Origin of the sequence: Pseudomonas sp. SJZ074, assembly GCF_007828215.1 — a bacterium.
GTDB lineage: Bacteria > Pseudomonadota > Gammaproteobacteria > Pseudomonadales > Pseudomonadaceae > Aquipseudomonas.
Genome location: NZ_VIUE01000002.1, coordinates 300,429 through 326,139, shown reverse-complemented (window position 1 = coordinate 326,139; position 25,711 = coordinate 300,429). Strand labels below are relative to the sequence as shown.

The window sequence follows — 25,711 nt, the reverse complement described above, 5'->3', positions numbered from 1 at the left end:
TCTACAAGAAAAATTCCAAATTGGCCCACAAATAACCAATCAATTGGAATAAACGCTCCGAAAAACACAATTTGGAGGCAAGACATGCCCGGCGAACTGGATCGTACCGACAAGGCCCTACTCGCGGCCCTGCAAGGCAACGCCCGGCTGACCATCGCCGAACTGGCCGAACATGTGGCCCTGACCACTTCGCCGTGTTGGCGACGGGTGAAAATTCTCGAAGAAAACGCAGTGATTACCGGCTACCAGGCGATTCTTTCGCCAAAGGCGCTCGGCTACGGCGTCACCGCATTTGTCAGCGTGATGATGGAGTCCCACAGTCAGGAAATGGCCCGATCCTTCGAACAGCGCCTATTGGAAATCCCGGAGATCGTCGCCTGTCACAACGTTTCCGGACGCTACGATTTTCTACTGGAAGTGGTGGCGAAAGACCTGGAGTCTTTCGGCGAATTTGCGCGAGAGGTGCTGCAAACCTTGCCGGCGGTCAAAGAGATCTATTCAAGTTTTTCGTTCAAATCGGTCAAGCCCTCGCGAGTGATCCCGGTGCTGGGCTGAGCGCGGTATTACCTTTGTCTATCGGGCCGGGCGGGCGCGTTATCTGAGCAGCCCGTTCGGATCTAATTGCGCACCTGTTGACTACCGGTCAGATATCCATATCGCCCCAATCAATGTTCAAAAAATCATGCCAATTTGAGTTGAAATTATCTATCTGCAAAAAGGCGAGGAAATCATTTATTTGTTTTAAAGCCATTGCCACCGGCTTTAATGATGAGTCGCTATCGTATTTTGCCTTCTTGGCTATAAGCAGGTCATTACAGTTCTTGTACAGCCAACTGTAATTCCGAAGCGATGTTATGATTTTTGTTTTGATGTTGGCGTCTAGATGATCGCTCACGCTGTATTTGATAATTTTGCCGCTAGAAAAATCTTTTTTTATTAATTTCAATGGCTTGCCGCCGTTGTTTCCGAGCTTTTCTACAAACATATTCGCTCTTTCGAGGCAGGTCTCGTTTGCCCCTGGATCGGTGTGCGCATAATATATTTTGAATCCCCTGACATTTTTTGCATAATGCGCCAAGAAGCTAGCGCACATTAAGCAGGGTTTTAAAGTGACGAATAAGTGGCTGTCGTCCGGGATTTCGACTGAAGAATTCACAAAATAGTTGTATAGACAGCACACCTCGGCATGAAAAAGCCTGTTGGTGCCGGATTTATTCAAACCATAGCTTATGATTTCTCCATTTTTCGCCACCAGTAGCGCAGCTACGTTGTAGTCACCCAGTTTGCCGCCCAGTTTAGTCTGGTTATGAAGAAGTGCAAAAGCCGCGCACATGTAAAGGCGAGGTACATTTACATAGCTCTCATCCGTGCTGGCGAGATCCATCATTGAAAAAGAAGAATTGATTTCAAGCTTTTTATGTGTAGGAATAGGAAGCGCTTGTACGATATTTTCTGTTTTTGTCGAAGGAATAAAAAACTTGCTCTTCAGGTGCCCCTCCGATGCAGGGGCGTACGTTTGTACGTGCAAGGTTTTCCCAAATAGAACTACTCGCCCTACAAAATTGTACAACCCCAGGAGAGGAGGGATGTTGGGATTTGCGGTGGCATCATGCACCAGCAAGTCCAGATCAGTACTCATGTTAGGCCTTATCACGCTCCCCAAAGCAGCAAGAATCTCAAAATATTTCAGTTTGTGAAGTTGAATGACTCTATAGGCTGTGCGATCTTCTGCCTTGCTGCAGGCGAAATTCTGATCAGTTCCCAGATAATAAAATTTACATAATGCAAGCCAGTTTTTCCATTCCTGCAAGTTCATCGGCAAGCTCCTTCTATTTCTGCATCTCCAGGTGTAGCTTTATGGCTATAACGTTTTGCGTTGGATGATGCGATCTCCGACCACGACCGGCAGCTCGACGTCATCAGCACCACGATCACTGAAACTCCTTCGACATGAGGTCCTGCAGTTAGGAGGACTTCATAGTTTTACATCATAGACATCGATCTGCTTTTTCGCGATCAGTCGCGACATGCATAAGGAGTGGAGGTTTTGCATCGTGCTCTCTGGAACTGGATTCGCAGGGAGGCGGTGATCGCAATTGCCATCGGGCCCCAGAACACCCTGCGTGTGAGCGGGATCGAAAGCACAGTGGCAAGCGCCGTCGGCGTCATCATCCACATGCGGGAAAGTTCTGCAACCGCGCCACCCGCGTCGATGCGATAACCGGTCGGCAGTTTGGCTTCGACCTCCTTGAGTAACGGCCGGATTTGCCGCGTCGCCGATACACCCGGTTCTGTTCTCCATCCTTCACGTCGGAACGCACTGTGATCGTCATGTCGCGATTGCGGCGCCACAGTACCGGTTCTTCCAGCTCAGCGCGCACCGGTGACTTTTCGTCCCCCCCTAAACCCCGTTGAACGCCGGTAGAAATCCCATTTGTGGGACCTGCAAATGGGAAAAACATCCTCTTTAAGCAATTTTAGGCAAAAAGCCCGATCCGTTTCTGGGACGATGTGGCTAATTGATGCAGGCACTGAAAATATTCTTTGCGGGAACGTTATGCTGCCACTTAATTATTTATGCTGGTTGCCGGGTCGTATTTCACTAGAGCCTCTCAGCACGCTTGAGCAGTCTCATGGTTTAAAATCTGGGGCCTGCAAGGTACTACAGCGTTATTATTCTTTGCACTCCGTCGGAATGTCTTCCGGAACCCACGCCGAGATGCTTGTGGATACGCTGTGCGCATTGGTTATTGCAAACCCACAGGTGAAAGAGGTCAAAGGTTGCCTGGTGTATGCCAAAACACAAACGCATAACACATTCTTTGATGATCGCTGGCTGGAGAATGTTGCCGAAGCGTGCGGGATAGGGCACTGGGAAGTACTCAGTGTGAGTTTGAATCATTGCTCATCTGCCCTGTCAGCGATTCATTTATTAAAAAACAGTTCGAGCAAGCGCGGCGAGCCAATGATTCTTCTTACGGGGGAAAAGGCTTTTCACAGTGCTGTCAATCGACTGGATAACAGTGTATTGGCTGAAATACCGGCTGCGATGCTGCTCAATGCGGGTCCCGCCCAATGGTATTTGACCCATACGGCGGTAAAACACATGTCCTCATTTTATGACAATCATCGGCATGAATCTGCCGCGCGCCGGCGCGAATTATATGCATCGCTGGAGCAGGAATATCATGATTTTTACCTCTCCGTGCTGGATAAGTTCAACATTCCCGCTGATAGCATCGATGCCATCGTTCCGTGCAATCTGGACTTGCCGATGCTTGAAAGAGTTGTCGAAAAATTGAATTTCAAAGGCATCCTGTTTACCAGGCATGTCGCTGAGTACGGACATGCTTATTGCTCAGACGTTCTATTTAACTTGTCTGGCTTGTTGGAAGACTTCACGGGAAAGAAAATTCTCTGCCTGACCATGGGCATGGGGGTTACGCTTTCATGCGTTTTAATTGAGAAAAATGAAAATAGCGAGGTTCTACATGTCAAATCTTCTGTCAGCAGTTAATGAAGCGCTCAATGATGTCATGTCTTCGACCGTGTCGGTTGGGCTGGAAACGGATTTCAACGAAGACCTGGACCTGGATTCGGTATTGTTCGTTCAGTTTTTACTGACGCTTGAGGAAAAAGTCCCTGGGCTGATGTTTGATCCGGATCAGATCAATCAGGATGCATTTACCACCGTTGGCAAGTTGATCAGTTGGATTGGGCAGCACCTGCAGCTGGAGAGTGCGTATGCCTGATGGGCCGTTTAACCGAACTTATCAGCTGTTTGCGGACCATGAGCCCGCAGAAGCCTTGCGGCTATTGCGCGTTGGCTTACCCGATCAGACCAAGCCGGTATTCAGCCAAGGATATCAACTCATGCCGTTCGAGCGGGATGACGCTGCCGGCCAGTCCGGGCCGGCAGATCGGGTACTTGCCTCGCTTGGCCTGGATCTTCGATACCTGGGAGCGGAGCAGGCAACGGTCGTCGATGACACTTGCCTGATTATCTCCGTCGCGGCCCGCTTGGGACTGCTGACGCGCATGTTGGGCATGAGTTGGACGCATCTGTCAGCGCGCCGCAGCTTTGGTGTGAAAACCACCCAGCATCAGTTGATTAAGGCCGAGTTTGCCGACGTGAGCAGCCAGTGCAGCCTACTGATGTTGCAATGGGAAATGCGCATCGCCGCGCAGGACTTTCAAGACGCCGAACAAGACCAGTGGCAAATCACCCAGTTGGCCAACAGGGCGGAAAAACTGATGGGAGGCCACGGCTATTTGTTGGGCGCGACGCACACGCTGTCTTATCTCTCGATGATGATTTACAGCCTGCATGGTAAAACGACGAGGCATTACACCCTGCCACGGCACGCAAGCGTGGGGGAGGCCCTGTGAACACATCACCGGACCTGACCCTGTCGCAGCGCCAGGGAGCAAGCAGGGATATTGCGGACCTGCTCAAGCTTGCCTGGCCAATGATTGTCGTTGCCGTCGCTGTGTCTTTTTCACAGAACATCCAAACCGCTATTTTGGGGCATGGCGCCGAGACAACGTCGATTTACTGGTTGTCGATGATCCAACCATTCAGCTTTTTGTTCCTGGCTATTCTCGAGTGCCTGGCGATCACTAACCAGGTATTCAGTGCAAGGTCGCTGAACCTTTGGTCAAGGCAGAAAGTACTGGTAGCCACGTCCATTTTGTCTGTGCTGGGTATCTTGGTCGTGGCCTTGCTCAGTGGTGCGATCGCACTCTGCGCACCTTGGCTGGAGAAGCTGCTGCCTGTATCCGGTGGGGGCTTTTATCAGGAAGCGCTTCCCCTCTACTTCCTTTCGATCTTGCCGTTCATTCATCTGGAAATGTGCAACAGCGCCTTGCGAGGGCAGGGCAAGAGCACGTTGAGCATGTTTCTAGTCATTGCCTATATTGTCCTGAACGCCGGTATTTGCTACATCAGTTACCACGTCTACGGCTTGGGCTTCTATTCCATCATCGTGGCCAATGCCTTGGCGTCCGGCCTGTTGATGCCCGTTGCGACATTGCTGGTGTGGCGTGTCGGTCGTCAGCAGCAGGACGATCGTCCGCATGCGTTCCTTGCCCGATTGAAAGGGCTGCTTCAGTTGGTTGGCCTGCCGATCTTCGTATCTTTTATCGTGGTGTTCTTCAGTTCATTGCTGGTGTTTCCCCTGATTGGAACATTGGGTGAGCAATATGTCGCCGCGTTCCTGATCATTACCAAGATCAGGATGTTCATTGTCATTCCCGCCGTGGCATGCGGCTCTGCTCTGGCGATTTTGGTAAACCAGCGTCTGACAATCAGTAGCGGCGAGGGCTTGAGGCGACTCTTGCATCGCGGACTGATGTTCATTGGCGGGCTTTATGCCGTGCTCACCGTCGGGGTCTACCTGAGTGAGGACGCGTTGATCGGCATTCTTTCAGGCAACGGGACGATCAGGGACGCCAGTCAACAGATGATGCTGATTTTATTACCGACGTTCTTCCTCACGGCATTCGTGGCGTCGTTGCAAGCTTTACTTGAGCAACTTGACCAGGCGCGTCGGGTGCTGATTCTGACGGTGATCATCGAGTTGCTCATGGTGATCGTTTTATTGGTCGGTTGGGATCGCTTCTCTAGCTTGAATGCCATCATGAGTATCATCATCACGTTCAGTGCGATTAATTTCTTGGCCTTTGCCAACGAATACTGGCGGCTGGCAAATAAAATCGGGAGCGAACATGTTATTTAGCGCGATCTATCCGTTGTTGCTGATAGTGTCGCTGATTCACCAAAATTACTTTCGCGTGCTGGTGGTATTGCGACGTCGGCCGAAATTGTTGATGAAGGCCCGTGTCCGGCCAACGACTCACTATGTTCGTGTGTGCCGTTTAATAAGGTTGTTCGATCTCTACTCGTTGAACATGATGTCTTCTTATCTTTCAGCGATGTGCGCATTGCGCCTGTTTGAAAAGACCCGACCGTTGCCCTATAAACCCGCCGAGATGATACTGCTCAGCCAATGCCAACAGGAAAATTTCACTTGGCGGCAGACCTTCGTAAAAATGTTCATTTACCCTCAATCCGCGAAGCAAGCAGAGAAAGTCTTGCTACTGCATGGCTGGGATGGGCGAGGCATCATGCTCAGGCACCTTGCCCAGCGCTTGCAGGCAAAGGGGTACAGTGTTTTTGTGCCTGATCTGCCAGCCCATGGCGTATCCCCGGGCAAGGGTGTGTCTTTCTACGATCTCTCCAGGGCGGTCATCGATATCGAGCGACAATACGGTCCTTTCTCGGTGGTGGTCGGGCACTCCTCCGGCGGGTTGGTAGGGTGCATGGCCGCACTCCAGGGATTGTTACTCAAGAGAATGATCTTGATCAGTAGCCCCTGCAGTTTTGGTGAGGTCCTGGATAATTATGTGCTTAACAATAAACTACCGCGCAACATTGCGATGTCGATGAAAAGGCTCTATCAGCTACGGTACGGCGTACACCCGGATAAAATCGGGCCGGAGCTCATTGCAAAAATTAAACAGCCGGTGCTGATATTGCATGATAAGGGAGACGTGAGTATCGACTTGGAAGAAGCCATGGTACTTAACTACGCACTGGATAAAAGCAAGCTGATCATAACCGAAGGAAAGGGCCACAATGGAGCCCTGCGCGATCCGACGGTGTTCAATCGTATTTCCAGATTTCTGGACAATACCGCGCAGGAAGATTATTTCGCCATGGTTGATCCGGCGCTGTGTCTGCGCAGCGGTTTTCGTATAGGTATCAAACGTACAGGGCGCTGATTGCCACTGATAACCGAGCGACTCAGATCGCCCGCGTACTTTTCCTGCCGTCCCCCAAGCACTCGCTATTCTTTCAACCGCAAGTGACTGTCGCCTCGACCACGGTTTTTGCTTTCTCCCGACAAGGGGAGATCCGTTGCGCCATGACGCTGAGTTTTCATATCTGCGGTTGTGCGAGTGACTGAGGGAGGCGGATCCAGCGGGACTTATTACTTACAATGAATTTATGTTGTTGAGCAGCATATTGCGTGAGAAACCATTTCGTTGAATGCCAAAAATAAAATCATATTCGGAGGATTCTTTCTTCACTTTCTGGCCGGTCGATTTCATTACGTCCTGTTTGAATCTCAGTGGCGTTTCGTTGTAGGCCTTGCTGAAGCTTCGAGAAAAATGCGGCAGGGACGAAAAGCCACAGGCGTAGCTGATGTCGGTCAATGACCATTCCGGGGCCAGGTTGATGAACTCTTTTGCTAACGCCAGGCGGACCTTCCACATCCATTTTATCGGGGTGACCTCATAAAATAGATTGAACACGCGACAAATATCGAATCGGGTTTTACCACAGATTTTCTCCAGGTCTTCCAAGGTGATTTCCTCCGAAATATTTTCGACCATGTAATTGATCACCGTGACAATGCACAGCGCCTTTTCCGTATGTGCATGCTTGCCATAGATTTGAAAATGACGTGTGTACAGGTCATCCATTATTTTTTGCGTAAAGAGGGTCTTCTCAGCATTCGAGATTTTAACGTCCCACATACAGACTCCGTTCTGCAGGCCCAATGGTGAAGTTTTTTATTATCGGATAGGCTGTGACTCCCTCACGCAATGGCAATTGCCATGCCAGTTTTTGCGTCATCATAACCAACTGTTTATTAAGGGCTTTTTGTGCTGCTCTCGATTTAGGGAAATTGAAGTCCCATTTTCGGGATACTTTTTTTGCGGGGTATTACCTTGCGTTCCATTATTGGGATTTTGATTTTCATGCGGCTTTCCCATAAATAACAGCCAATCCGTAGTGCACGTTTCGCTGCCGTTTCGAAAATGAGACGTCGCGGCCTCGGTCTTCACTTGCTCTCGTCTTTCCGAGAATTTTATTCAATGGATATCAAGAGGTTATGATCACTCCCTACTCTTGGCATGGAATGTGCTGTAAACAATCCAAGTGGCTAATATTGGTGTTTTTTATGGATATCTCTATCCCGCAACAGGGAAAAAAGCGTGTACTCAAGAAGCACAGGAACGCCATGGTGGGTGGTGTCTTGTTGTTGATCCTTCTGCTGGTGATCTACAACTATCAGTTTTCGCCTTACCAAATTGCTCGCAGCAGCGTCACGGTTGCCGAGGTTAAGTTCGGTGACTTTGCCATCGAGGTGCGGGGCAATGGTGTACTTTTACCTTTGGACATCAATTGGGTGGCGGCGAACGTTGACGCTCGGGTGGAGCGAGTCATTTATAAGGCGGGGATGAAGGTCAGCAAGGACGAGTTGCTGGTGGTCATGAGTAACCCGACGTTGGAGCAGCAACTTCAGGAGCGGCAACTGGAGCTTAAGGCACTTCGAGCAGAAACCGAGGCCAAAAACGCCGAGCTGCAAAATAAAACGCTAAATCAAGAGGCGTTGATGTTGGACGTGAAGAGCCGGCTACTTAGTTCTTCACTGCGCCTCGCTGCCCAGACAAAGTATATTTTGGCGGTGCCCAGATTGGAGTATGAAACCACGCGTATTCTGACGGAGCAGTATACTCAGCAAGTAAGTTTCGAAGAACGACGGCTAAAGACGCTTAGACTCAGCGTCGAGGCAGAAATAAAGGCTAATATTATCCGCCTTAACAAAATGGAGTCGTTGGTTGCATTGAGTCAGCAGGAGGTTGATTCGCTCAAGGTTAAATCGCCGATAGATGGCATTTTGCAAGACGTGAAAGTTCAGGTTGGCCAGCGGGTAACGGTCGGCAGTGATATCGCTCGCCTGGCTAAAGAGAAGGAGTTATACGCCGAGCTCAAAGTGCCCGAGTTGCAGTCGCGCGATCTGGCGGTCGGCCAGGCCGTCACGATCAACACGGGCCGGAGCCGGTTCCCGGGTGTGTTATCGCGGGTTGATCCCGCGGTGATCAACGGTACGGTCAAGGTCGATGTGACGTTCGATCAGCCGCTGCCACAGGAGGCACGTCCCGACCTGAGCGTGGATGGATTGATCGCGGTGACGAAAATCAATAATTCGTTGTATGTCGAGCGCCCACCGTTCGCGCAGAATAACCTGCCTTCTACGCTCTACCGGCTGGATGAAAAAGATCGTTCAGCGACCAAATTGAAAGTGGATTTCGGGCAGGGTTCTGCTGACTACATCCAGATCACCAGCGGGCTTAAAGCTGGCGACAGAATAATTCTCAGTGACAGCACCGCCTGGCAGGGTGCCGAACAGATTCAAATTGCCAACTGATGCAGCTCACGCCGGCTACCGGAACAATGCCCTGGAGACAGTAATGATGGAACCTTTGGTAGAACTGACTGACCTAAACAAGATTTTCCTCACCGATGAAATTGAAACCCATGCGCTCAGCAAAATCACGCTGACCATTTCCAAGGGTGAGTACGTGGCCATATCGGGCCCCTCCGGTTGTGGGAAGTCGACGCTGCTTTCAGTCCTCGGGTTGCTGGATACGGCTTCGAGCGGCACTTATCAGTTGGCAGGGCAAAATGTCGACAACATTTCCAAGAAACAGCGTGCGCAGGTGCGTAACCGGGACATTGGCTTCATCTTTCAGTCGTTCAACCTCATCAGCGATCTGACGATCGAAGAAAATGTCGCGCTGCCGCTGACGTACCGCGGTGATATTTCCAACACCGAACGCCAACAGCGGGTGGCCGAGGCCCTGGCCAAGGTCAACATGTCCCACCGCAGTTGTCACTATCCTTCACAGCTTTCAGGCGGCCAGCAGCAGCGCGTCGCTGTCGCCCGGGCCATCGTGGGTAACCCGTCCATCCTTCTGGCGGACGAACCCACCGGTAACCTCGATTCGAACAATGCAGAAGCGGTACTGAATATCCTCGACAAGTTGCATGAAGAAGGGGCCACGATCTGCATCGTGACCCACGACCCTCGTTCGGCTGAGCGTGCGCAGCGCAATATTGTCCTGTCCGACGGAAAGGTCGTCGGCGATGGAGAACAGGCGCGCCAACTGACCCTGGTGAAGGAAGCATAAAATGCTTTTCGATATTCGCTATGCCTTGCGCCTGCTCCTGAAAAGCCCCGGCTTCACGTTTGTGACCGTGCTTATCATGTCCTGTGGCCTGGCACTGACCCTGTATATGTTTTCAGTAATCAACACCATCATGTTCACCGCGCTTCCTTATCCTGATGGGAAAAGTATGGTGTTGATCAATCCGACCGTGAACGGTGTCAGCCTGAGTGATTCCGGGCTGAACTTCATGGACTACGGCGATCTCAAGGCGCGCTCCACCCAATTCGAGGACATGGGTTATTTCTATGCCGAGCGCGCGGATATCAGCGATGGCAGCAAGGCTGTTTCGTACATGGCCATCAGGAACACCGCAGAGCTGTTTTCCTATACCGCTGTCCAGCCATTTCGAGGACGTTTGCTCAATCAAGAGGACGTTCAGGCGGGGGCTGAGCCTGTCGCGGTGATCAGCTATGCCATGTGGCAAAACTACTTCGCTTCCGACGAGCAACTGATTGGCCGCGATATCCGGATCAATGGCATACATACCCGCATCGTCGGCATCATGCCGCAAAACTTTGCCTTTCCCTTCTTCCATGATCTGTGGTTGCCTTCCCAGCTTGCTCCCTCGCAGTACCTGGAGCGTAAAGGTGCGCCGGAAGTGTCGGTGTACGCACGTTTGAAGCCGGGAGTGAGCCTTGGGGATGCCAACCGCGACCTCAACAGAGTGATGCAGGCATTGGCGTCGGAGTACCCGGAAAGCAATAAAGGGCTTTCCGCCCAGGCATTGACGTTCCAGGAAAACTTCATGGGTGAAGAGACCACGCCAATCTTCATCGTGATGCTGTTTGCCGTCTGCTTTGTGCTGTTGCTGGCGTGCTGCAATGTCGGGAATTTATTGTTGGCCAGGACGACCGAGCGAGCCAAAGAGATCGCCATCCGGGTCGCGCTGGGGTCTCCCGCAGGGCGTCTTGTCCTGCAAATGATGCTGGAGAGCTTGTTTATCTGTTTGCTATCGGGTGTCGTGGCAGTCCTGCTGGCCGCATGGGGGTTGGAAATCACCAATTCGATACTGCCGGGTTTCGTGCCGAATAAGATTCCTTTCTGGTGGCAGCTGTCACTCGATAATGTATTGGTCCTTAATGCGCTTGTCCTGGTGGTTATCACCGCCGTACTTACCAGTGCATTGCCGGCCTGGAAAATCGTCCGTGGCAACTTCAATGAGGTGCTGCGAGATGGCACCCGTGGTGCGCAGAGCCGTGGCGCAGGTCGGGTTTCCCGGATCCTGGTGATCGTTGAAGTGGGGCTCTCTTGCTCGATCCTGTGTATCAGTGCGTTGTTCGCACTCTTGGTCTACCAGGCGACCCGCGCTGATTACGGTGTCGACCCCCGTGACTACCTGACTGCACAAATCCATCTCAACGCGAACAGTTACCCTGATGATGCAAGCCGTATCCTGTTCTACCAGCGCTTGCAGGACGCTGTCGCGGCGATCCCCGGCGTTGAAAGCGCAGCGTTGACCACCAGTGCCGTGGGTCAGTTCACCGTACCGCGCCAGGTAGAAGTCGACGCATCGACCAACAATAGGAACGAGCGCTGGTCTTACCCGATGGTCAACGATGTGCAGGTGATGCCGGGTAGCTTGTCGGCGATGGGGATTACGCCTAAGGCGGGGCGGGAGTTTGTCCATGGGGATACCCAGGACTCACAACAGGTGGTCGTCGTCAGCCAGTCCTTTGCCGAGCAGTTCTGGCCGGGCGAGCGTGATGTGATTGGCAAGCGCCTGCGTTTTCGCGATACCGATGACCAGCGCTGGTACACCGTAGTCGGTGTGGCGCCCAGTGTTATTCATGGTCGACCTTTCAGCGCATTCCGCCACCGCACCACGGTGTATCGCTCTCTGGAACAGCAGTCCGCCCCCTCATTGATGCTGGTGCTACGATCCCAGCACGCGGAAACGATCGGGCCCGCCCTGGTCAACGCGGTTCGTCAGGTGGACAGCGATCTTTCTGTCAATCAGATCCAGACGTTGGGTGAGCGCTTGGCCCGTAATACAGCCGGCTTGCATTTTATTGCCAATCTTTTCATGTTGTTTGGCCTGGTAGCGATGATACTGGCGGCAACGGGGATTTATGCGGTGATGTGCAACTTGATCAATCAGCGTACCCAGGAAATCGGCTTGCGCATGGCCATGGGGGCCACTGAAGGTAATTTGTTACGTATGCTGATGGTCCAGGGCGGTAAGCAGTTATTGACCGGTCTGATCATCGGCTTGCCGCTGGCATTTTTCGTCGCGCCCAAACTGACCCGTGTCCTGGGTAACGGAAACACGCCTTTTGTGCTTCTGTTCTGGATGGTGGCGCTGATGATTACGCTGGTGGTGGCCCTGGCGGTCTGGGTTCCGTCCCGACGGGCGACCAATATGTCGCCCGCCGACGCGATTCGTTATGAATGAACGACTGCCTTGCTCCCCAGGGGCAAGGCGCTCTAAGCAGGATGCTTGAGATGAATGATAAGAAACATATCCTTGTTATCGACGATGACACGGGAATCCTGACCAGCCTCGATATCTTATTGCGCATGCAAGGGTACGACGTGACCCTGGAAACCCAAGCCGATCGCCTGCTTGCGCATTTGTCCGCCAAGCCTGTCGATCTGGTCTTGATGGACATGAACTTTCAGAAAGACACCACCTCAGGCATGGAAGGTTTGCAGTTGCTGGCCGAGATGAAGAAGTTCGATGATTGCCTGCCGGCCGTCGCGATGACGGGGTGGGGAAGTGTCGACATCATCGTCAATGCCATGCGAGGGGGCGCGGCCGACTTCATTCAAAAGCCTTGGGATAACGAGCGCCTGCTGAGCATCGTTCAGCAACAGATTTCGATGAGCCAAGCGCGTCGTTCAGGCAACTGCCTGCGGGAAGAAAACAAGCTGCTCAAGCTGGCACTCGAAGATGACATGGACAGCCAATGGGTGGTCCGCTCGCCAGCGATGAAGCGCTTGATCAGCCTGGTGGAAAAGGTGGCGGGCACCGACACCAGCGTTCTGATCCTGGGAGAAAACGGCACCGGTAAAAGCCTGCTGGCGCGTTACATTCACCAGATTTCCTCGCGTGCCGAACACAGCATCGTCGAAGTGAACATGGGGTGTATCAACGAGCAGTTATTTGAAAGCGAGATGTTTGGCCACGTAAAAGGTGCCTTTACCGATGCGCGGGAGAATCGTATCGGTCGTTTCGAACTGGCAGACAAGGGGACGTTGTTCCTTGATGAAATCGGTAACTTGCCCCTGACACAGCAGGTGAAATTGCTGCGGGTGCTGGAAGAGCGGAAATTTGAGCGTGTCGGGTCTTCGCGCACCCAGACCACCCAATGCAGGATCATCGCCGCCACCAACTCTGACCTGGACAAGGCCGTGGCGGAGGGGCGGTTCCGTCAGGACCTGCTATATCGCATGAACCTGATTCAAATCCAACTGCCGCCGCTTCGCGAACGGCTGGAAGATATCGAGCCGCTGACTGAGCGCTTCCTGATACGTTTTGCGCGTAAATACAACAAACCCCGGCCAGCCTTGTTACCGCAGGCGCGCCAGGCGCTGTTGGAGTATTCATGGCCCGGGAATATCCGGGAGCTGAGTCACTTGTTGGAACGCGCTGTGTTGCTATGTCGCGCCAATGTGATTGACGCCGAAGACCTCTGCCTGCCGTCTTCGGTATCATCGCGCAGCGAAGTACGTCCGGCCAATGAATCGTCGTTAGGGTTGACGGACGCGTGCACCCTGGCCGAAGCCGAAGAAACCTTACTGCTACAGCGTCTGCGCCAGTATGACGGCAATGCGGTCAAGGCCGCGGAATCACTGGGGCTTAGTCGCAGCGCTTTTTATCGCCGGCTGGAAAAACTAAAAATCTGTCATGCGTAAGTTTTTTCAGTCATTTGAAGTACGCCACCTGTTGCTGTGCAGCCTGGCACCGATCGGCGCAATCGTTGCCTACCTGCTGCTTTGGTTTTTTCCTGACCAGTCCGTTTACCTCAAGCTTTTCACCTTGTTCGTGCTGTGTGTGACGACGGTGTATTTCTGCTATCACTTTTTTCAGCAGTTGATCTACAAAATCAACGTCATATCCAATTTGCTGGAAGCGGTGGAGCAGGAAGATTTCAGCCTGCGTGGGGTGACCAACGGAACGGGGGTTTTCGAGGGTGTCATTGAGCAGATCAATGACATTTCCTGCCAGTTGTCGCGCCACCGCCAACAGCAGCGGGAAATGGATTTCCTGCTGCAGAAGGTGATTTCCAACATCACGGTTGCCATCTATGCCCTGGACGGCAGTCATCGGCTGATCTGGTGCAATGATGCGGCCTCGCGGATGCTCGGCACCTCACTGGACAAGTTGATTGGCGATACGGCCAGCGCCTGGCAACTGGACAATCTTTTGCAAAATGCCAATACGGATCAGCCCGTCGTGTCCGATCATGAGGGGCGGCCGGGTCGGTACAAAGTGACCAGTGACACCTACATGGTGGACGGTGTGCAGAACGTGTTGCTGTTTGTCAGTGATGTCGACGACATGTTGCGTCAGGAGGAGCAGAAAGCCTGGCAGGATCTGCTCCGCGTGATAAGCCACGAAATCAACAACTCCCTCAGCCCGATCGCCTCCATCAGTCAGATGCTGCAACAGCACTATCGGCATCATTCAGACAACTTGCCTGCGGGGTTTACTGAGGGCATCGATCTGATTAACCGGCGGGCCCGCGAACTGATCGCGTTCATCAGCAGCTACCGGCAGTTGAGCAAACTGGCGCCGGCGCTGAAGGAACGGGTGGATTTGACGGCCCTGGTGGCGGAGCTGCCGCTGCTGTTTTCCCACCGTGTGATTACCCTGAGCGGACCGCGTCCGTTGATGGCTCACCTCGACCGGGTACAGATTCACCAGTTACTGATCAACCTGATCAAGAACGCCGATGAGTCGATGGGCAGTAGCACCGACAGTATCGATATCGAATGGGCCGAGGAGAAAGGGCGCTTACTGATCACTGTCCTCGATCGAGGCGTAGGCTTGACGAATCCGAAGAATCTGTTCGTACCTTTCTACACCACCAAACCCAATGGCACCGGCATCGGCCTGATCCTGTGCCGGCAAATTGCCGAAAGCCATGGCGGTTACTTGTCCCTGGAAAATCGCCATGAGCAGACCGGTTGCAAAGTCACCATCAATTTACCGCTGCAATCTCCTGCCTGAGTTGATCGACGGCCAGGGTGTCTGCCTGCTGCAGCACTTTAACGATGCGCTGCCGCAAATGACGGTTCGCCAACAGGCGCAACGTTGGTTGCATCAGGTGCTCGCGGCCTACCTGGCGATCCCGGTCGATCAGGTGCGCATCGCCAGGACAGCCACCGGCAAACCGTGGCTGCCAGAACACACCTGGCTGCATTTCAACCTGAGCCACAGCGCTCACTCGGCCGCAATCGCCCTATGCCGGGAGCATGAGGTCGGAGTTGATCTGGAACGCGTCAGCGGAAAGGTCGCGGTAAAAAAGGCGATTGCCCAGCGTTTTTTTCACCCGGATGAGCAACGCTGGCTGGCGCTTGACGAAGCCAATTACGTCACTCGGTTTACCCAGCTCTGGAGTATCAAGGAGGCCTGGCTGAAAGCCCGGGGTACGGGGCTGACGCAACCGCTCGGGAGTTTTTCTGTCATCCCGCAGGCGGGGGCGAGCGGGATGGCACGGGTTATGGTCGCCCCCCCAGCCAGTAGCGGGCAGATTCATTATTGCCAGGTACAAGGGGACGGGCGTTTTTGTCTGGCGTATGGGGCGATCGTCGGCCCGCAACAACCGTTGGTTCAATGGCAGCTACATTGCCCCTGATAGCAAGCTCAGTTCTCACGGCTGGAGAACTGAGCTTGGCAGGTTTCCCGAGCGATCACGAACAACCTGAGGTTGAAACTTCGCTGGCGAAACTGCCCGTGGCCCCCGTATCGACCTGAGCCGATGGGCTGACCGATATCCGGGCACCAGCAGACAGGCTGCCATTGATCTTCGGAATGTCGCACAGGGACGATTCCGCCCCCATGCTCATGCGCACATTGGCCACATCCGCCGTAAACGGCTGCGGCTTTTTGTTGAAGGTGCCACCCATTGCCAGGTCAAGCACCAGCTCACCGGTCTTGCCCTCGATCTGGATGTCTGCACCCATGCTGCCGGCGACCGCCAGCCTGGATTGATCGACAGCACAGGCAGGCGCCACGATCTTGACCCCGGCCGTGCCTGTCAGCCCGGTCAGCGGCGCGCTGGTATACAGCGTGATATCCAGCGTATGGGAGACCAAGCGATCATTTTTCGCGGCATCATTCACGAGCAATAACGCCTTATCGTTGGTCGTCACCTGGAGCTTGCCCAGCGTATCGGCAGAGCCTGATACCACCATGGACGAGGTGGCCGCGCATTTGATCGTCAAGTTGATGCCCTGGCGGACTTCAACGCTGTTGAAGGCGTTCAGCGGAACGGTTTTTTCGGCGGCCAATGCCGTGTAACTGGTCGCGCCGGCCAGCAGTGCCAACACCATCTTCATCGTGTTCATACAATCTCCTTATTTCACAGTAATGTCGCGAGTGTACGCAGCGTTGTTTCCACGCTGTCCTGAGACATGCCAAAGTCCACTAACCCTGCTACTTCATCGATGCCCTCACGCTTGAGCTGCCTCAACTGCTCCAGGCACTCTGCGGCAGAGCCAAACAAGCCGTAGTGGCTGAGGTACTTTTCCACCCCCAATTTGAGTGTGTAGGCCCGTTTCTTATCACTGGCCTCCCGAGCCAGCGTAGAGGGTTCATGGAGGTTCTCAGACAACTGCATGAACGCTTGCAGGTAGCCGGTGAGGGCCGGCCGCAAGCGTGGCAACAGCGCTTGCCGGTCCTCTCCGGCCTGGGTATGCATCATTAGCGTGATTTTGCCGGCCGCTGGGTCCAACCCGGCAACCTGGCGTGCAAGGCGATAGCTGGCGCAGTTTTCCTGCAGTTGTTCACGGGTTTGCGCTATCAAATGGGTCAACACGTTCAGGCCGCGTTTTCCGGCCTCGCTGAACAACAACGGATTGCTCCCCGTCGTGATCCAAACGCCAATTGTGTCTTGATAAGCGGGTGGCCAGGTTTGCAACGTCACCGGCTCCGGGTGTCCTGGCAGGGAGAGATCGTGACGCGTCACGGATTCACCCCGCCACAATGACTGGACCTGCTCCAGGGAAGTAAACAGCACCTCATGACGTTGGCGGTAATTCTGCGCGTTGAGCACAAAATCGTTACGTTGCCAGCCCGCGGAGAACGCGATGCCGACCCGGCCACGAGAAAGATTATCCACCAGCGCCCACTCTTCAGCGACGCGCAGCGGATCGTGCAAGGGGAGCACCACGCTGCCTGCACGGATCCCTATACGCCGGGTGCAGGCGGCCAGTGCGGCGCTGATGATGGAAGGATTGGGAAACATCCCGCCGAACGTGTGGAAATGACGCTCAGGCGTCCAGATCGCATGAAAGTTGAGTTCATCCGCCAGCCTGGCGGTACTCAGTAACTGTTCATACTTTTCGGCAAAGCTGTCTCGGGCCACGTCCGAAAAACAAAACACACTGAGTTGCGGGATGGCGTCTCCCGCCACGTTAGGCGATGCATTCATGCTGGCTGACCCTGTCAACGGATTCGATGGTGAAACAAATGGGCCCTCTGGGCATTACATTCAGCCCATACAGCGGTGTGAGTGCCGCGGGTGCGGTCGATGGCGCCAGGGAGAAACGACAATGGCCGCACAGTGCTTCAACGGCCGTCGTGAGTTGGTCGAGTGCGAGCGCCATGCCCACGCAGTTTCGCTTGCCCATGCTGAAGGGTACAAAGTGCTCGCGTGGAATTTTCCGGCCTTCAAGAAAACGTTCGGGCCTGAAGCTCAGCGGTTCGGGCCAATAGGCGGCATTGCGATGCACCAACCAGGGGGAAAACAGCACTTTGGTGCCGGCCGCAATTCCCACGCCGTCAATCTCCAGCGGATCCAGGGTGCCGCGCTCGAAGAAGGCCGTCACCGGCGTGATACGCAGCGATTCCTTGACGATGGCGATGGCCATGTCGCGTTTGCCCTGGCGGGACTCTTCCCGGACCTGATCCTGATAGTGGCGATGCTGCGACAGGTGAGCCAGGCACCACAACAGCGCGATCCCGGTGTTATCCACGCTGGCGACCAGGTTACCCAGCAACAGGCTGATCGCCCGTTCGCGTTCCTGAGGGTGGGCGCTGACATCCAGCGCCTGGCAAAAGCGCACCAACATGTCGACCTCCCCATCGCCCGCGCCCGTCACCAACGGCCCGATCATCGATTCAAGCGTCTCACGGAACGCGATGAGGGCAGGGTGCTGGCTTAACACGGCGTAATCTTCGGTTGGCTCGGCGACAATCAGTTGCAGGTAGATCCGGCGGAAGTGATTGATCAGCTCATCAAGCTGTTGATAGCCAAGCCTTGCGCCGACGAAGCCTTGCGCGACGCACATCAGCGCCCATTGCAGGCAGATTTCCTGCATTGAGTTTTTTTCCGGGTCATGGAGCGTGTCGACCAGCCACTGGGCGGAGAGTCGAGTACCCTGTTTCAGCAGTGCTGATTTTGGATTGACCAGCGGTGTCGTCAGCTTTCTAGCCAGGAGCCACTCTTCACCTTCACGCGCGGTGATCAGCGATTGACCCAGCAGTAAGCGCCTGACTGAAGCGCCATTGTCGAGTTCCTTATGAAAGCTGCTTTCGTTCTCGAGAAAGAACCGCAGATGTCGAGCGCCGGCCAGCAGCAATACAGCATGCTCCTCCTCACCGATCCAGACTTTATCCCCGTGCTGGCGACAGGCACTTTCGGCAATTTTCAGGAAGCCCAGCTGCGCGTACTTGGCGGCGGACGGCTTGACGGTCGCAATAGTGCCGGGGTTATTGGGCATGGGCGGTCTCCGCCAAGGTGTCTGAAGTGATGGCGGCGCAGCCTACCCAGCCGCCCAGGCCCACCGATAGCAGCAGGGCAGGGCGTCCGGTCTCTTGAGGAGGATAGCGATCGAGCAGGAGCAGGGGATCGGCACTGAAGCAATGCCCACACTGGCTCAGCAGGTCCGTGGCGACCTGTTGATGACGGTTGTCCGGAAGACGCAGCCAGGTCTGCCAACTGAGGCGGTTGATATTGTGCGGTAGCAGCCAGGCCTGCTTGCGCAGGTCCTCGGGGTAGTGTCCCAGCGCGTGCGCAACCAGGTGGTTGTGGGACTGGTAGAAGCGCTTGGTATCCTCACGGCTGCCATCCAGCCCTTGCCAGAACCCGGGATGATAGAAACATTGGATGCCCGACACCCTGCGTTGACCGCCACCGGGCTTGAGCAGGGCGGCCACGAAGGCGTCGCCAATTAATGTGCAGCCTGGGATATAGCGCTCGGCCAGATCGAAGTCAGCCAGTGTGTCGCCCACCAGCAGCGCTACGCAGCGGTGCTTGCCGCTCGCCAGCAATCGTTTGGCCAGGCGTAATCCCCAGAAGACAGTGGCGCAGTTCTGTTGGTTGAGGGTCAGCAGGGACGCGTCCGCCGTGACAAAGCGTGACTGTTGGCGCAGGGTCGACAGGTTGACGCTTTGGCGAGAGGATCGAGCGGGCAGGCCCTGGACCAGTATGAGCGCGTCAATTTTCTCTCCGTCATCCAGGCTTTCACCCAACTGTTGCAGGGCGGTATGGAAACAGCCTTCGGCGCTTTCTTCATTTGCCAGGGTTGACGCCTCCCCCATACCGAACAGTTGGGTAAATGTACGGGCCTCCGACGGACTCCCGCCACGGTGAGCGACAATCTGGTCGATGTGCACCCTGGCGGGTGGAATATAAGTGGCCAGCGAAGCGATGTTCATCGTGGACCTTCCTCGGCGGCGAGCCCGCACAGGCTGATTCCGTTGTCGTTTTCGCTGATCAGCAGGTAGTCGCATTGCGGCTGCCAGAGGGCGCGCAAGGCAACGAAAGGCGCTGCGCACAGCAAACGGGGGTTGACGGCGAACGACTGGGTGCCGACAGGCGCGATCTCCAGTAACCGGGCCGGGCCAATCAAGACCAGGCGCTCCTTGACCAGTCCCAGTTGCTCGATCGCCCGCAGGAGCGACTCACTGGACCATTGATCCACGGGTGTCCGCCTGAACCCTTGGTAGCGCAACCCGCGCTGCTGCTTATTCAGCAGGCACACGCAGGCGTTATTTTCCGGTTGCAGAGCTGCCATCAACGGCGAGAAGTACATCAGGTTCTTCTGCTCGGCGATCAATAAGAGACCATCCTCGTCCTTACCGGCCAGGCAGTCATTGAGGCCGTCCAACGCGAACAGGCCAGCGTCCGGTCCTCGGTCGCTGATGGCCAATGCCAGACAGGCGGAAAGCCCCAATTGATGGATGGCCGCATTCACCACCGAACTGCCCATGTGCAGGTCTGGCGTCCAATGCGCCATCAGCACGGTTTTCACTCGCCCAGGTTCGATGACCGCGGCCAACCGGGGCAATAGCGCGGTGATCATGTCGCTGAAGGAGGCGCGCTCCGGGCTGGTGACCCAGGCCTGCACTTGGTCGTGCTGCGGGCTGAGTGTCTCTCCGTTGGCCTGGAAGAGGTGCTGCGCATAAGAACGCCAGTGGGGAATATCCGTGTCCCACTCGGGTTGGGGCACTTCAGTGTGATCAAACGATTGGAACACGATATCGGTAGGATCGAGGCAGAGTGTCACAGGCTTATCCCTTGGGCTGCAGGCGCGCGGAAGCTGTTGAGAAGATGGACATTACTGGTGCCTTCCATGTATTCGAACGAAAAACTGTCGCGATAGCGCTTGCGCAGTAGGCGATCGTCCAGCCAGTCGTCGCGGTCCAGCAAATGGGGCAGCTGGCACGCTGTTTCCTCGACCAGGCGGGTGGCATTGCGTTTGAGCTGACTGGTGAGGGCATACTGGTGCCGGCCATTGCTGTAGCCCTCCGCCGCGGTAAGCATCTGTTGATAGATCGCGTGATACTTTCGCCATTGCCGGCCGACCCAGCGTCGCGCCGCGGTTGGCAAGAGGCGGATGTCGAGGGCGGTGAGCAGGCCGAACGCCGTGCCCAATGCCATGGCCGCCACCATGGGACGATGACGTTCGAATACCTGACTCAGGGCGTTGAGCCCCTGGAGCAGTTCGCGGCGCTCGTGCCCCAGGATGTCCTCTTCCTTTACGCTATGATCCTTGAACGTCAGGCGCGACAACCCGGCACCGGCCAAGCCGACCGTGTCCAATGACTCACGTTGCAAAGTCGGCTCGGTGTCATCCGGGAAGACCATCACCAATCGCCGGCTGTGTTGATAACGCGCAAACACAAGGCCGACGCTCGCCAGCAGGGCGCCCCCAATCAGCATCTTGGTGCCATTGAGCCGCCAGCCCTGGTCACCGCGCGTGAGTTCAGTGGAGATAGCGCTGGCATCGGAACCAATTTCGGGCTCCGTGATAGCAAAGAATGTCCAGGCAGGGCGCTCGGCAAAGCAGGCAAAAAAACGCGCCTGTTGCTGCTCGTCACCCAGGGTCAGGACGGCGCGAGTGCTGAGGGACGCGCCGGGCAAGAGCATCATGGCGCTGGCGTCCGTTCGGCTCAGGTACTCGATGATCTGCAGGTGCCGGGAATAGCTGACATTGGAAAATGTCGGCGTTTCCCACGGATTGAACCGTGAGGGGATGCCAATACAGGCCAGGCTGTGGAGCTCCGGGTGATCTAGATAGGCGATCGCCTGGACGAGGTTGTGTTCCGCGAGCTGTCCGGCAGCAAGAAGTCGCTCTGACAGCGCATAAAGTTGTGGATAGCAGCGGGTAATATCGCTCATGAGTGGTTGCGTTCACGTAGAGAAAGAACTAAGCACTCACTTTATTCGGCCTCGTATCCGGGTATTGCTTGAGGTTGCAAAAGACTGGGATTTCATTGCCTGCGGGCAATTCAAGCAACAGTGAAGAAAAGGTCGCGCCCATGCCGACGCTGACCAGCATGACCTTATCGCCGAGAGAAAGCTGTTGATCCCGGATAAGTGCGGCCAGGTTGAGGTAGGGGTCGGCACCGAAACAGTGGCCGTAGCGGGGCACATTCTGTAGAAAAATCATGCTACGGGGGATCTCGAGCTCATCGGCGATTTTTTGCCAGGAGGAAAGGTTGACGTTATGCGGGGCTATCCACCCCAGGGCGTCCGGGGCGCAATCGAAATATTCCATGGCGCTGCGCATGGCATTGCAGACAAACCCGAAATAGGCCTCGGCGAATGCCGGGTTGGTTTTCGGCTCATTCCCCTTTTGTTCACTGAATTCACCGGCTTGCACACTGTACCGGGCGGTGACCTGGGCGTGCGCTCCCGACCGGCTGAGCAGTACGGCGCACGCGGCTTCTCCCATGATGGTGGTGTCATCGAGCAATTCTACTTTTGGATGAAAGGCCTTTTCACCGACCAGCAGCAGCGCATATTCCCCGTCCCTGAGGCGGCTGCATGCATACTCCACGGCAGGCAACGAGGTTGCACAATGGCCCATCGTCAGGCTGCAGTACTCGGTGTCGTCGGCAAATCCGCAGGCGTCGAGCAGTGTCCTGCCTGTCTCGTGAAAAGGGCGCAGGGTTGGTACGGTGTGCGCATGCACCACGTGCCGGATGCGCGTGACGATATCAGGATGAGCCGCGACGAACTGCTCCAGGAGCGCACGTATCAGATCATCTACCGTGCCAGGTTGACGCGGAAAGCTTTCCAGGCCGTAGAACCTTGAAAACATCCTGACGTCCAGTGCACTCAGCCCAAGGGAGAGGGCGGCCTCGGCCAGTGACTTGCGTTGCTCGGGGATGTGCAGGGTGATGGATTCAATATGCCCCAACATGATGATTCCTTTTTTCATGGTCGGCGTTTTGAGCACAGAGAAACCTGGTCAGCGCCTGCAGGGTATGGGGGTGCGAAAGAATACCCAGGTGACCTGTGCCTTCGATCATATGCAACTGGCTGTCCGGCCATTGCGCCTGGATTTGCCTGGCGTCGGCAGGGTCGACTCGCTGGTCCTTTGAACCATGCAGGATGAGCGCACGGGCCCCGCGCAACGCGTACGGCTGTGCGGTTTGCAATGCGGCCGGCAGGGGATAGCGGCTTTGGTAATAGGCCTTGAGCTGCGGCAGGTGCTGTGCCGATACCCGTAGCTGCGCGAGGGAGTGCTGTAACAGACTGGACAGCGAGGCCGGGGCACAAAGCAATGCAACCCGGTCCAGGGTAAAACCCAGCCAGTGGGCCATCGCCGTGATAATCCCGCCGGCCGAATGGGCCACCACGCTATCAAATGGGCCGTAGGTGGCCTGCATCGCCAACAACAACGGGCTTTGCCCGGGCAAATCACATCCGGCAGGGAAGTGAGGATCATGGCCCAGCAGGAAGGGCGTGTAGACCCTGTATCCGCCGGCGTGCATTAGCGTTTGCGCCTCGTACAGCATCATGGGATGGCCGCCCCAGCCGTGCAGCAACAGCGCGCTTTTGGCGTGTGGATCCTGCTGCTCCTTGACCAGCACTCGGCTGCGGTAGGGGCCGCAGGTTATCACCTCGGTTTTCAGGGCCGCCAATTGGCACGACTCGGCCGTACGCATCGGCATCACGCAAGGCTGTGCCAGGCGCTCGATCAGGGACGCAAGCTGGATATCCATTCACACCCCCAAGGGTTGTGCGGAAAAAATCAGGTAGTGCAGTGTCAGCTGTTGAGGCGCGGGATCACCATTGAGGCGCTGCAATGGGTCATACAGGTAAAGCAGCCGTTGCCCGGGTTGCAGCACCTGAGTTGCCAACGAACCTGCGTACTGCGGATCGAATTGCCCACTGCAGATGCCCCAGGTCTCGATAAACGCCGGGCATTGCGCTAATAGGCTTTGCAGCAGGGGAGTGGCGCCGCGTGCGGGGGGGTAAAGGCTGTCGTAGACCAACTGTGTGGGATGAGGTTCGCTGCCGACGCTGCGACACAGCTCCACGGTGGCCCTGGCGTGCAGGCGCTCGCCACAATCGTCTTGTGGCCAGTGCTGGTACCAATGAGTTTGGGATGATGGTGGCTGCGTGGCAATAAAATGTCGGCTATCAGGAACAATGGCTTCACAGGTACTGACGATGCTCAGTTGACCCTGTGTCAAAAGGGCAATGGTCATCGGCACTCCTGGCTGGCTAGTCGGGGTGAAAAACTCTGGCCCAATCGATGGATCTGTCGCGTTCCCTCTGTGTATTCAAAGGCCTTTACATCACGAAAGGCCTGCCATAGACCGGTCGGTAACGGCCCTTGGTCTGCAGGGAAGGCATGGATCAGTTGACTGACAATCTCCTCGGCAATCATCACGCTGGTGGTCTTCACCATGCCAGGGCTTTTTGCCGGGGCTTGCTGCTTATCCGCCTGCTGACAGAGCGTCAGCGCCTCGTGGTAAGCGGTATGCCAGCGCCGCTTTAATCGCGACAACTGTTGCCGTTGCGCTGGGTCAGGCGTGACGCAAGCTTGCCACTCGTGCAATGCGCGTCGCGCCACACCCAGTGCCAGGGCGCCCACACAGGGGCGCAGCGCATCGAATGTGGCCATCGCCGACCGCGCAAAACGCTGGGTCGGTTTTAAATGCAGTCCGAGTACATCGGCTGTTGGGATAAACATATCGTTGAACTGCATATGCGCCAGGTTTGTGCCTTCAAGCCCAGTCAATGCCAGGCGTTGACGGGTGATGGCCGGGTTTTGCGGCGAAAATAGAAAAGCGTTGATTCCCAATTGACCTGGGGCGGTACGCGCAAAGAGCACACCGGTTTCGGCGACTATTCCGTTTCCAATAAACATTTTTTGCCCAGAAATGAGGTACCCACCGTCGACCCGCGTCGCCGTGGTTTGCATGGCACCGGCATCGCTGCCCCGTGCCGGCTCGGTCATTGCGAAGCACGACCAGCACAATGTCTCCAGAAACTGGCCGAAGAAGGCATCCTGCTGCTGTTCATTACCCAGCCCGGCGACGACATAGGCCGACATGCTCGGGCCCGGCGCACTGAACATCAGCGCCGGGGAAACGAAACCCACCTGTTCATAGAGCTCATAGCGCGTGGCCAGGCTGTTCACCTGATGACTCGCCGTGTCCAGGTACCGTGGTGGCACGCCAAGATGATTCATGGCCGGGGCGAACGACCACTGGCCCAAGACCTGTCGTGTATCGCCGAAATTGCGCAGTTGGTCGGCAACCTGCTGGGCGTCTGAGCCCAGCAGGCAAGATCGTCCGGCGAAAGCATCATCGTAGAGTTGACTCATAGCGGGCCTGACATGATTTCGATAACCCCGGCGTCAGGGTGATAGAGGTGGCTGGAACGGTGATTGACATCGAAGGCATTGAAGGGTCGCGTCAATACGATCCAACCCGTGGCCTTCATCGTTTTGAGTTGCTCGTCAAAGTCCTCGACTTCGAAGCAGATATGGTAAGGCAGCGACGACTTACCGGATTTAGCCAACAACTCGCGCAAGGGGAGATTGTTTTCCAGCGGTTCTACCAATTCTATCTGGCTGTTCCCTTCAGTCGTCGCCAGCAGCGTGATGAACACTTTTTGTGCGGCCACATATTCTTTGTATCGGACGACAACGGGGAAAAACGGTTTAACCGCGACAGCGGTTGCATCGCTGTCGCAAACCACATAACCAATATGACTGAAACGCATCGTGCCGCCTTTTTTCTCGAAGAACACGTTTTACGCTGGCACCCGTCCGG

25 protein-coding genes are annotated in these 25,711 nt (G+C 55.3%); 12 read left to right on the top strand and 13 right to left on the bottom strand.

Annotated elements, in window-relative coordinates; translation table 11 throughout:
• Positions 1 to 84: 84 nt before the first annotated feature.
• Entirely contained in the window at positions 85 to 555 is a 471-nt protein-coding gene (locus FBX99_RS03780; protein ID WP_024777205.1) for an Lrp/AsnC family transcriptional regulator, read from the top strand.
• Between the two features lie 88 nt (positions 556 to 643).
• Here the strand turns inward: FBX99_RS03780 and FBX99_RS03775 are convergent, their stop codons facing one another.
• Positions 644 to 1,816: a Bd3614 family nucleic acid deaminase gene (locus tag FBX99_RS03775; protein WP_144922360.1), complete on the bottom strand. Its 1,173-nt coding sequence runs from the start codon at positions 1,814 to 1,816 to the stop codon at positions 644 to 646.
• 633 nt (positions 1,817 to 2,449) lie between these two features.
• On the opposite strand from FBX99_RS03775, the gene FBX99_RS03765 reads away from it, so the two are divergent.
• From FBX99_RS03765 to FBX99_RS03745, 5 genes are read left to right on the top strand one after another with little or no spacing between them, the layout of a single operon-like run.
• Complete coding sequence (locus FBX99_RS03765) at positions 2,450 to 3,517, top strand: 3-oxoacyl-[acyl-carrier-protein] synthase III C-terminal domain-containing protein (RefSeq protein ID WP_256664005.1); 1,068 nt, start codon at positions 2,450 to 2,452, stop codon at positions 3,515 to 3,517.
• The gene (locus FBX99_RS03760; protein WP_144922357.1) at positions 3,492 to 3,752 is read left to right on the top strand and encodes an acyl carrier protein; all 261 of its coding nucleotides are present in this window, start codon (positions 3,492 to 3,494) and stop codon (positions 3,750 to 3,752) included. Before FBX99_RS03765 ends, FBX99_RS03760 begins: the two co-directional genes overlap by 26 nt.
• The gene (locus tag FBX99_RS03755) at positions 3,745 to 4,389 is read left to right on the top strand and encodes a hypothetical protein (protein WP_145130651.1); all 645 of its coding nucleotides are present in this window, start codon (positions 3,745 to 3,747) and stop codon (positions 4,387 to 4,389) included. Before FBX99_RS03760 ends, FBX99_RS03755 begins: the two co-directional genes overlap by 8 nt.
• Positions 4,386 to 5,738 (top strand): MATE family efflux transporter, encoded by a 1,353-nt coding sequence (locus FBX99_RS03750; protein WP_144922351.1) that lies wholly within the window; start codon positions 4,386 to 4,388, stop codon positions 5,736 to 5,738. The genes FBX99_RS03755 and FBX99_RS03750 overlap by 4 nt, the downstream gene beginning before the upstream one ends.
• Positions 5,728 to 6,783: an alpha/beta fold hydrolase gene (locus FBX99_RS03745; RefSeq protein ID WP_144922348.1), complete on the top strand. Its 1,056-nt coding sequence runs from the start codon at positions 5,728 to 5,730 to the stop codon at positions 6,781 to 6,783. Before FBX99_RS03750 ends, FBX99_RS03745 begins: the two co-directional genes overlap by 11 nt.
• Before the next feature lie 213 nt (positions 6,784 to 6,996).
• Here FBX99_RS03745 and FBX99_RS03740 read toward each other — a convergent pair whose 3' ends face one another.
• The gene (locus FBX99_RS03740; RefSeq protein WP_144922345.1) at positions 6,997 to 7,542 is read right to left on the bottom strand and encodes an AraC family transcriptional regulator; all 546 of its coding nucleotides are present in this window, start codon (positions 7,540 to 7,542) and stop codon (positions 6,997 to 6,999) included.
• A 428-nt stretch (positions 7,543 to 7,970) separates the two neighbouring features.
• Between FBX99_RS03740 and FBX99_RS03735 the strand changes: the two genes are divergently transcribed.
• Genes FBX99_RS03735 through FBX99_RS03710 form a run of 6 tightly spaced genes read left to right on the top strand, consistent with a single transcriptional unit; the run spans position 7,971 to position 15,824 of the window.
• Positions 7,971 to 9,221 (top strand): efflux RND transporter periplasmic adaptor subunit, encoded by a 1,251-nt coding sequence (locus FBX99_RS03735; RefSeq protein WP_144922341.1) that lies wholly within the window; start codon positions 7,971 to 7,973, stop codon positions 9,219 to 9,221.
• A complete protein-coding gene (locus tag FBX99_RS03730; protein WP_256664006.1) occupies positions 9,193 to 9,984 on the top strand; it encodes an ABC transporter ATP-binding protein in 792 nt (263 codons plus the stop codon). The genes FBX99_RS03735 and FBX99_RS03730 overlap by 29 nt, the downstream gene beginning before the upstream one ends.
• A 1-nt stretch (position 9,985) precedes the next feature.
• On the top strand, positions 9,986 to 12,415 hold the full coding sequence (locus FBX99_RS03725; RefSeq protein WP_145130649.1) for an ABC transporter permease: 2,430 nt from the start codon (positions 9,986 to 9,988) through the stop codon (positions 12,413 to 12,415).
• Positions 12,412 to 13,878, top strand: a complete 1,467-nt coding sequence (locus FBX99_RS03720) for a sigma-54 dependent transcriptional regulator (RefSeq protein WP_306085245.1) — start codon at positions 12,412 to 12,414, stop codon at positions 13,876 to 13,878. The genes FBX99_RS03725 and FBX99_RS03720 overlap by 4 nt, the downstream gene beginning before the upstream one ends.
• Positions 13,871 to 15,196, top strand: coding sequence for a PAS domain-containing sensor histidine kinase (locus FBX99_RS03715; protein WP_144922335.1), 1,326 nt, complete (start codon positions 13,871 to 13,873; stop codon positions 15,194 to 15,196). Before FBX99_RS03720 ends, FBX99_RS03715 begins: the two co-directional genes overlap by 8 nt.
• The gene (locus FBX99_RS03710; RefSeq protein WP_256662449.1) at positions 15,141 to 15,824 is read left to right on the top strand and encodes a 4'-phosphopantetheinyl transferase superfamily protein; all 684 of its coding nucleotides are present in this window, start codon (positions 15,141 to 15,143) and stop codon (positions 15,822 to 15,824) included. Before FBX99_RS03715 ends, FBX99_RS03710 begins: the two co-directional genes overlap by 56 nt.
• A 55-nt stretch (positions 15,825 to 15,879) precedes the next feature.
• Here the strand turns inward: FBX99_RS03710 and FBX99_RS03705 are convergent, their stop codons facing one another.
• The 11 genes from FBX99_RS03705 to FBX99_RS03655 are packed head-to-tail and all read right to left on the bottom strand — an operon-like array spanning position 15,880 to position 25,688.
• Positions 15,880 to 16,536, bottom strand: coding sequence for a GIN domain-containing protein (locus FBX99_RS03705; RefSeq protein WP_144922331.1), 657 nt, complete (start codon positions 16,534 to 16,536; stop codon positions 15,880 to 15,882).
• A gap of 14 nt (positions 16,537 to 16,550) precedes the next feature.
• Positions 16,551 to 17,621: a MupA/Atu3671 family FMN-dependent luciferase-like monooxygenase gene (locus tag FBX99_RS03700; protein ID WP_144922329.1), complete on the bottom strand. Its 1,071-nt coding sequence runs from the start codon at positions 17,619 to 17,621 to the stop codon at positions 16,551 to 16,553.
• Positions 17,605 to 18,912, bottom strand: coding sequence for a cytochrome P450 (locus tag FBX99_RS03695; protein WP_144922326.1), 1,308 nt, complete (start codon positions 18,910 to 18,912; stop codon positions 17,605 to 17,607). Before FBX99_RS03695 ends, FBX99_RS03700 begins: the two co-directional genes overlap by 17 nt.
• On the bottom strand, positions 18,902 to 19,849 hold the full coding sequence (locus FBX99_RS03690; protein ID WP_144922323.1) for a 3-oxoacyl-ACP synthase: 948 nt from the start codon (positions 19,847 to 19,849) through the stop codon (positions 18,902 to 18,904). The genes FBX99_RS03695 and FBX99_RS03690 overlap by 11 nt, the downstream gene beginning before the upstream one ends.
• The gene (locus tag FBX99_RS03685; RefSeq protein ID WP_145130647.1) at positions 19,846 to 20,700 is read right to left on the bottom strand and encodes a hypothetical protein; all 855 of its coding nucleotides are present in this window, start codon (positions 20,698 to 20,700) and stop codon (positions 19,846 to 19,848) included. Before FBX99_RS03685 ends, FBX99_RS03690 begins: the two co-directional genes overlap by 4 nt.
• On the bottom strand, positions 20,697 to 21,815 hold the full coding sequence (locus tag FBX99_RS03680; protein ID WP_145130646.1) for an acyl-CoA dehydrogenase family protein: 1,119 nt from the start codon (positions 21,813 to 21,815) through the stop codon (positions 20,697 to 20,699). The genes FBX99_RS03685 and FBX99_RS03680 overlap by 4 nt, the downstream gene beginning before the upstream one ends.
• 28 nt (positions 21,816 to 21,843) lie before the next feature.
• A complete protein-coding gene (locus FBX99_RS03675) occupies positions 21,844 to 22,842 on the bottom strand; it encodes a 3-oxoacyl-[acyl-carrier-protein] synthase III C-terminal domain-containing protein (RefSeq protein WP_144922314.1) in 999 nt (332 codons plus the stop codon).
• A complete protein-coding gene (locus FBX99_RS03670; RefSeq protein WP_144922311.1) occupies positions 22,826 to 23,647 on the bottom strand; it encodes an alpha/beta fold hydrolase in 822 nt (273 codons plus the stop codon). Before FBX99_RS03670 ends, FBX99_RS03675 begins: the two co-directional genes overlap by 17 nt.
• On the bottom strand, positions 23,648 to 24,136 hold the full coding sequence (locus FBX99_RS03665; protein WP_144922308.1) for a hypothetical protein: 489 nt from the start codon (positions 24,134 to 24,136) through the stop codon (positions 23,648 to 23,650).
• Positions 24,133 to 25,260, bottom strand: coding sequence for an acyl-CoA dehydrogenase family protein (locus FBX99_RS03660; RefSeq protein WP_145130644.1), 1,128 nt, complete (start codon positions 25,258 to 25,260; stop codon positions 24,133 to 24,135). The genes FBX99_RS03665 and FBX99_RS03660 overlap by 4 nt, the downstream gene beginning before the upstream one ends.
• The gene (locus FBX99_RS03655; protein ID WP_256662448.1) at positions 25,257 to 25,688 is read right to left on the bottom strand and encodes a VOC family protein; all 432 of its coding nucleotides are present in this window, start codon (positions 25,686 to 25,688) and stop codon (positions 25,257 to 25,259) included. The genes FBX99_RS03660 and FBX99_RS03655 overlap by 4 nt, the downstream gene beginning before the upstream one ends.
• Positions 25,689 to 25,711 lie beyond the last annotated feature (23 nt).

What these genes read in the sequence shown, in the direction of transcription:
- FBX99_RS03780 (WP_024777205.1), top strand. Translation starts at nt 85, where the DNA reads ATGCCCGGCGAACTGGATCGTACCGACAAGGCCCTACTCGCGGCCCTG.
- FBX99_RS03775 (WP_144922360.1), bottom strand. Translation starts at nt 1,816, where the DNA reads ATGAACTTGCAGGAATGGAAAAACTGGCTTGCATTATGTAAATTTTAT.
- FBX99_RS03765 (WP_256664005.1), top strand. Translation starts at nt 2,450, where the DNA reads ATGGGAAAAACATCCTCTTTAAGCAATTTTAGGCAAAAAGCCCGATCC.
- FBX99_RS03760 (WP_144922357.1), top strand. Translation starts at nt 3,492, where the DNA reads ATGTCAAATCTTCTGTCAGCAGTTAATGAAGCGCTCAATGATGTCATG.
- FBX99_RS03755 (WP_145130651.1), top strand. Translation starts at nt 3,745, where the DNA reads ATGCCTGATGGGCCGTTTAACCGAACTTATCAGCTGTTTGCGGACCAT.
- FBX99_RS03745 (WP_144922348.1), top strand. Translation starts at nt 5,728, where the DNA reads ATGTTATTTAGCGCGATCTATCCGTTGTTGCTGATAGTGTCGCTGATT.
- FBX99_RS03740 (WP_144922345.1), bottom strand. Translation starts at nt 7,542, where the DNA reads ATGTGGGACGTTAAAATCTCGAATGCTGAGAAGACCCTCTTTACGCAA.
- FBX99_RS03735 (WP_144922341.1), top strand. Translation starts at nt 7,971, where the DNA reads ATGGATATCTCTATCCCGCAACAGGGAAAAAAGCGTGTACTCAAGAAG.
- FBX99_RS03725 (WP_145130649.1), top strand. Translation starts at nt 9,986, where the DNA reads ATGCTTTTCGATATTCGCTATGCCTTGCGCCTGCTCCTGAAAAGCCCC.
- FBX99_RS03720 (WP_306085245.1), top strand. Translation starts at nt 12,412, where the DNA reads ATGAACGACTGCCTTGCTCCCCAGGGGCAAGGCGCTCTAAGCAGGATG.
- FBX99_RS03715 (WP_144922335.1), top strand. Translation starts at nt 13,871, where the DNA reads ATGCGTAAGTTTTTTCAGTCATTTGAAGTACGCCACCTGTTGCTGTGC.
- FBX99_RS03710 (WP_256662449.1), top strand. Translation starts at nt 15,141, where the DNA reads ATGAGCAGACCGGTTGCAAAGTCACCATCAATTTACCGCTGCAATCTC.
- FBX99_RS03705 (WP_144922331.1), bottom strand. Translation starts at nt 16,536, where the DNA reads ATGAACACGATGAAGATGGTGTTGGCACTGCTGGCCGGCGCGACCAGT.
- FBX99_RS03700 (WP_144922329.1), bottom strand. Translation starts at nt 17,621, where the DNA reads ATGAATGCATCGCCTAACGTGGCGGGAGACGCCATCCCGCAACTCAGT.
- FBX99_RS03695 (WP_144922326.1), bottom strand. Translation starts at nt 18,912, where the DNA reads ATGCCCAATAACCCCGGCACTATTGCGACCGTCAAGCCGTCCGCCGCC.
- FBX99_RS03690 (WP_144922323.1), bottom strand. Translation starts at nt 19,849, where the DNA reads ATGAACATCGCTTCGCTGGCCACTTATATTCCACCCGCCAGGGTGCAC.
- FBX99_RS03680 (WP_145130646.1), bottom strand. Translation starts at nt 21,815, where the DNA reads ATGAGCGATATTACCCGCTGCTATCCACAACTTTATGCGCTGTCAGAG.
- FBX99_RS03675 (WP_144922314.1), bottom strand. Translation starts at nt 22,842, where the DNA reads ATGTTGGGGCATATTGAATCCATCACCCTGCACATCCCCGAGCAACGC.
- FBX99_RS03670 (WP_144922311.1), bottom strand. Translation starts at nt 23,647, where the DNA reads ATGGATATCCAGCTTGCGTCCCTGATCGAGCGCCTGGCACAGCCTTGC.
- FBX99_RS03665 (WP_144922308.1), bottom strand. Translation starts at nt 24,136, where the DNA reads ATGACCATTGCCCTTTTGACACAGGGTCAACTGAGCATCGTCAGTACC.
- FBX99_RS03660 (WP_145130644.1), bottom strand. Translation starts at nt 25,260, where the DNA reads ATGAGTCAACTCTACGATGATGCTTTCGCCGGACGATCTTGCCTGCTG.